Annotated in this window: 1 tRNA gene and 3 rRNA genes; all 4 read left to right on the top strand. The window is 49.8% G+C overall.

Features of this window, described 5'->3' with window-relative positions:
* The first annotated feature begins 187 nt into the window (after positions 1 to 187).
* The 4 genes from FZ952_RS11380 to rrf all read left to right on the top strand — a co-directional run bounded on the left by FZ952_RS11380 (position 188) and on the right by rrf (position 5,222).
* Positions 188 to 1,744: ribosomal RNA gene (locus FZ952_RS11380) — 16S ribosomal RNA — on the top strand.
* Between the two features lie 52 nt (positions 1,745 to 1,796).
* Positions 1,797 to 1,869 (top strand) — tRNA-Ala (locus FZ952_RS11375).
* 128 nt (positions 1,870 to 1,997) lie between these two features.
* A 23S ribosomal RNA gene (locus FZ952_RS11370) occupies positions 1,998 to 4,896 on the top strand.
* A gap of 210 nt (positions 4,897 to 5,106) precedes the next feature.
* A 5S ribosomal RNA gene (gene rrf, locus FZ952_RS11365) occupies positions 5,107 to 5,222 on the top strand.
* The 16S, 23S and 5S rRNA genes sit together here with 1 tRNA gene alongside, the layout of an rRNA operon.

Below are 5,222 nucleotides of genomic sequence, written 5' to 3'. Positions count from 1 at the left end.
AAAAAAGTATTGACAAGAATTAGTTGAGGTGATATACTGATATAGTTGTCGCTTGCGAGGGCGACAAAGACCTTTGAAAACTGAACAAGACGAACCAATGTGCAGGGCACTACAACTGAAGTTGTAGTACTGAACAATGAAAAAACAATAAATCTGTCAGTGACAGAAATGAGTGAGAACTCAAACTTTTAATGAGAGTTTGATCCTGGCTCAGGACGAACGCTGGCGGCGTGCCTAATACATGCAAGTGGAACGCACGAGGTACACCGTAGTTTACTACACCGTACTTTGTGAGTCGCGAACGGGTGAGTAACGCGTAGGTAACCTACCTTTTAGCGGGGGATAACTATTGGAAACGATAGCTAATACCGCATAAGATATCTTACTGCATGGTAAGATATTAAAAGATGCAATTGCATCACTAAGAGATGGACCTGCGTTGTATTAGCTAGTAGGTGAGGTAACGGCTCACCTAGGCAACGATACATAGCCGACCTGAGAGGGTGATCGGCCACACTGGGACTGAGACACGGCCCAGACTCCTACGGGAGGCAGCAGTAGGGAATCTTCGGCAATGGGGGGAACCCTGACCGAGCAACGCCGCGTGAGTGAAGAAGGTTTTCGGATCGTAAAGCTCTGTTGTAAGAGAAGAACGAGTGTGAGAGTGGAAAGTTCACACTGTGACGGTAACTTACCAGAAAGGGACGGCTAACTACGTGCCAGCAGCCGCGGTAATACGTAGGTCCCGAGCGTTGTCCGGATTTATTGGGCGTAAAGCGAGCGCAGGCGGTTAGATAAGTCTGAAGTTAAAGGCTGTGGCTTAACCATAGTACGCTTTGGAAACTGTTTAACTTGAGTGCAGAAGGGGAGAGTGGAATTCCATGTGTAGCGGTGAAATGCGTAGATATATGGAGGAACACCGGTGGCGAAAGCGGCTCTCTGGTCTGTAACTGACGCTGAGGCTCGAAAGCGTGGGGAGCAAACAGGATTAGATACCCTGGTAGTCCACGCCGTAAACGATGAGTGCTAGGTGTTGGGTCCTTTCCGGGACTCAGTGCCGCAGCTAACGCATTAAGCACTCCGCCTGGGGAGTACGACCGCAAGGTTGAAACTCAAAGGAATTGACGGGGGCCCGCACAAGCGGTGGAGCATGTGGTTTAATTCGAAGCAACGCGAAGAACCTTACCAGGTCTTGACATCCCGGTGCCCGTCCTAGAGATAGGATTTTGCTTCGGCACACCGGTGACAGGTGGTGCATGGTTGTCGTCAGCTCGTGTCGTGAGATGTTGGGTTAAGTCCCGCAACGAGCGCAACCCTTATTGTTAGTTGCCATCATTCAGTTGGGCACTCTAGCGAGACTGCCGGTAATAAACCGGAGGAAGGTGGGGATGACGTCAAATCATCATGCCCCTTATGACCTGGGCTACACACGTGCTACAATGGCTGGTACAACGAGTCGCAAGTCGGTGACGGCAAGCTAATCTCTTAAAGCCAGTCTCAGTTCGGATTGTAGGCTGCAACTCGCCTACATGAAGTCGGAATCGCTAGTAATCGCGGATCAGCACGCCGCGGTGAATACGTTCCCGGGCCTTGTACACACCGCCCGTCACACCACGAGAGTTTGTAACACCCGAAGTCGGTGAGGTAACCTTTTAGGAGCCAGCCGCCTAAGGTGGGATAGATGATTGGGGTGAAGTCGTAACAAGGTAGCCGTATCGGAAGGTGCGGCTGGATCACCTCCTTTCTAAGGAAAACGGAAGCCATTGGTCGTCATGTTTAGTTTTGAGAGGTCTTGTGGGGCCTTAGCTCAGCTGGGAGAGCGCCTGCTTTGCACGCAGGAGGTCAGCGGTTCGATCCCGCTAGGCTCCATTAGGATAGTATGTACTATTCTAAACTTGTCCATTGAAAATTGAATAACTATATCAAATAGTAACAAGAAAATAAACCGAAAACGCTGTGAATATTAATGAGTTTAAGACTGAAAGGTCGAAAAATAAGGTTAAGTTAGTAAGGGCGCACGGTGGATGCCTTGGCACTAGGAGCCGAAGAAGGACGTGACAAACGACGAAATGCCTCGGGGAGCTGTAAGTAAGCATAGATCCGGGGGTGTCCGAATGGGGGAACCCAACAGGTACTACCTGTTACCCATCTCTGTTAAGGAGATGAGGAGGAAGACGCAGTGAACTGAAACATCTAAGTAGCTGCAGGAAGAGAAAGCAAAAGCGATTGCCTTAGTAGCGGCGAGCGAAGAGGCAGGAGGGCAAACCGAAGAGTTTACTCTTCGGGGTTGTAGGACTGCGCTGTGGACTCAGATTTTATAGAAGAATGACATGGGAAGGTCAGCCAAAGAGAGTAAGAGCCTCGTAATTTAAATAGAATCTGTACCTAGCAGAATCCTGAGTACGGCGGGACACGCGAAATCCCGTCGGAATCTGGGAGGACCATCTCCCAACCCTAAATACTCCCTAGTGACCGATAGTGAACCAGTACCGTGAGGGAAAGGTGAAAAGTACCCCGGAAGGGGAGTGAAATAGAACCTGAAACCGTGTGCCTACAACAAGTTCGAGCCCGTTAATGGGTGAGAGCGTGCCTTTTGTAGAATGAACCGGCGAGTTACGTTATGATGCGAGGTTAAGTTGAAGAGACGGAGCCGTAGGGAAACCGAGTCTGAATAGGGCGCTTTAGTATCATGATGTAGACCCGAAACCATGTGACCTACCCATGAGCAGGTTGAAGGTGCGGTAAAACGCACTGGAGGACCGAACCAGGGCACGTTGAAAAGTGCTTGGATGACTTGTGGGTAGCGGAGAAATTCCAAACGAACTTGGAGATAGCTGGTTCTCTCCGAAATAGCTTTAGGGCTAGCGTCGACATCAAGATTCTTGGAGGTAGAGCACTGTTTGGGTGAGGGGTCCATCCCGGATTACCAATCTCAGATAAACTCCGAATGCCAATGAATTATGGTCGGCAGTCAGACTGCGAGTGCTAAGATCCGTAGTCGAAAGGGAAACAGCCCAGACCACCAGCTAAGGTCCCAAAATAATTGTTAAGTGGAAAAGGATGTGGGGTTGCACAGACAACTAGGATGTTAGCTTAGAAGCAGCTATTCATTCAAAGAGTGCGTAATAGCTCACTAGTCGAGTGACCCTGCGCCGAAAATGTACCGGGGCTAAAACAATTTACCGAAGCTGTGGATACCTTTATAGGTATGGTAGGAGAGCGTTCTATGTGTAGAGAAGGTGTACCGTGAGGAGCGCTGGAACGCATAGAAGTGAGAATGCCGGTATGAGTAGCGAAAGATGGGTGAGAATCCCATCCACCGTAAGACTAAGGTTTCCAGGGGAAGGCTCGTCCGCCCTGGGTTAGTCGGGACCTAAGGAGAGACCGAAAGGTGTATCCGATGGACAACAGGTTGATATTCCTGTACTAGAGTATGAAGTGATGGAGGGACGCAGTAGGCTAACTCGTGCGTACGAATGGATGTACGTCTAAGCAGTGAGGCGTGGTATGAGTCAAATGCTTATACCTATAACGTTGAGCTGTGATGGGGAGCGAAGATTAGTAGCGAGTGAGTGATGTCACACTGCCAAGAAAAGCTTCTAGCGTTGTATCATACTCTACCCGTACCGCAAACCGACACAGGTAGTCGAGGCGAGTAGCCTCAGGTGATCGAGAGAACTCTCGTTAAGGAACTCGGCAAAATGACCCCGTAACTTCGGGAGAAGGGGTGCTGACATTAAGTCAGCCGCAGTGAATAGGCCCAAGCAACTGTTTATCAAAAACACAGCTCTCTGCTAAATCGTAAGATGATGTATAGGGGGTGACGCCTGCCCGGTGCTGGAAGGTTAAGAGGAGTGCTTAGGAGTAATCCGAAGGTATGAATTGAAGCCCCAGTAAACGGCGGCCGTAACTATAACGGTCCTAAGGTAGCGAAATTCCTTGTCGGGTAAGTTCCGACCCGCACGAAAGGCGTAATGATTTGGGCACTGTCTCAACGAGAGACTCGGTGAAATTTTAGTACCTGTGAAGATGCAGGTTACCCGCGACAGGACGGAAAGACCCCATGGAGCTTTACTGCAGTTTGATATTGAGTGTCTGTGCCACATGTACAGGATAGGTAGGAGCCAATGAGATCGGGACGCCAGTTTCGATGGAGGCGTTGTTGGGATACTACCCTTGTGTTATGGCCACTCTAACCCGGATAGGTGATCCCTATCGGAGACAGTGTCTGACGGGCAGTTTGACTGGGGCGGTCGCCTCCTAAAAGGTAACGGAGGCGCCCAAAGGTTCCCTCAGACTGGTTGGAAATCAGTCGCAGAGTGTAAAGGTATAAGGGAGCTTGACTGCGAGAGCAACAACTCGAGCAGGGACGAAAGTCGGGCTTAGTGATCCGGTGGTTCCGCATGGAAGGGCCATCGCTCAACGGATAAAAGCTACCCTGGGGATAACAGGCTTATCTCCCCCAAGAGTTCACATCGACGGGGAGGTTTGGCACCTCGATGTCGGCTCGTCGCATCCTGGGGCTGTAGTCGGTCCCAAGGGTTGGGCTGTTCGCCCATTAAAGCGGCACGCGAGCTGGGTTCAGAACGTCGTGAGACAGTTCGGTCCCTATCCGTCGCGGGCGTAGGAAATTTGAGAGGATCTGCTCCTAGTACGAGAGGACCAGAGTGGACTTACCGCTGGTGTACCAGTTGTTCTGCCAAGAGCATCGCTGGGTAGCTATGTAGGGAAGGGATAAACGCTGAAAGCATCTAAGTGTGAAACCCACCTCAAGATGAGATTTCCCATAACGCAAGTTAGTAAGAGCCCTGAGAGAAGATCAGGTAGATAGGTTAGGAGTGGAAGTGTGGCGACACATGAAGCGGACTAATACTAATAGCTCGAGGACTTATCCAAAACTAAGTAAAGAGGACGTTGAGAAAAGCGTATAAATTTAGGAGGCTAGCCAGTCATCGATGATGACGCAGGTAGGCTATCTAATTTACTAGCTTTTAAGTCCGAATACAATTTCATTGAGCGCAGCGTTCGATAAGACTTGTTAGAAATGAGTAGTTATTCAATTTTGAGTTGACAAGGCAATGTAAGATTGCACGTTAATTCAGAAAGTTAAGTGACGATAGCCTAGGAGATACACCTGTACCCATGCCGAACACAGTAGTTAAGCCCTAGAACGCCGGAAGTAGTTGGGGGTTGCCCCCTGTGAGATATGGAAGTCGCTTAGC

Origin of the sequence: Streptococcus sp. Marseille-P7376, from assembly GCF_902460385.1 — a bacterium.
Lineage (GTDB): Bacteria > Bacillota > Bacilli > Lactobacillales > Streptococcaceae > Streptococcus > Streptococcus sinensis.
This window is presented reverse-complemented; position numbering and strand designations above follow the sequence as displayed.